This is a genomic window from Allobosea sp. 05T438 (assembly GCF_056396025.1).
The window spans coordinates 1-736 of the sequence record NZ_JBFTKQ010000058.1 but is presented as its reverse complement, the minus strand read 5'-3'; the positions used below and the strand labels follow the sequence as shown (position 1 = coordinate 736).

Annotated in this window: 1 protein-coding gene; it reads right to left on the bottom strand. The window is 68.9% G+C overall.

Translation table 11 applies throughout. The annotated features are described in order from the left end of the window. Window positions 1-736 (bottom strand): amidohydrolase family protein (locus AC1DIN_RS29905; protein ID WP_476812358.1); only part of this gene is annotated, 736 nt, incomplete at both ends.

The following is a 736-nucleotide window of genomic DNA, read 5'->3' as shown; positions in this document are numbered from 1 at the left end:
AGGCGGATGGTGAGCTGGTTCTCGTCCGAGAGCTTCTGGATGACGGCGTAGTCGTCCGGGTAGTTCTGGAAGCCGCCGCCGGCATCGATCGCGCCGGTGACGCCGAGCCGGTTGAGCTCGCGCATGAAGTGGCGGGTCGAGTTGACCTGATAGTCGAAGGGCAGCTTCGGCCCCTTGGCCAGCGTCGCATAGAGGATGGCGGCGTTCGGCCGTGCGAGCAGCAGCCCGGTCGGATTGCCGTTGGCGTCACGCGTGATCTCGCCGCCGGGCGGCTGCAGGGTGTCCTTGGTGTAGCCGACGGCCCGCAGCGCCGCGCCGTTCAGCAGCGCGCGGTCGTAGAGATGCAGGATGAAGACCGGGGTGTCCGGCGCGACGGCGTTGAGCTCGTCGATCGTCGGCAGCCGCTTCTCGGCGAACTGGTGCTCGGTGAAGCCGCCGACGACGCGCACCCATTGCGGCGGCGGCGTCACCGCGACCTGGCGCTTGAGCATGCTCATCGCATCGGCGAGCGAGCGCACTCCGTCCCAGCGCAGCTCCATGTTGAAGTTCAGCCCGCCGCGGATGATGTGCAGGTGGTTGTCGATCAGGCCCGGCAGCGCGCTGCGGCCCTTCAGGTCGATCACCTTCGTGTTCGGCCCGGCATGGGCCATCACCTCGGCCTGCCCGCCAACCGCCAGGAAGACGCCGTCCTTGACTGCGACCGCGCTCGCCGTCGGGTTGCCGCGATCGAGCGTGG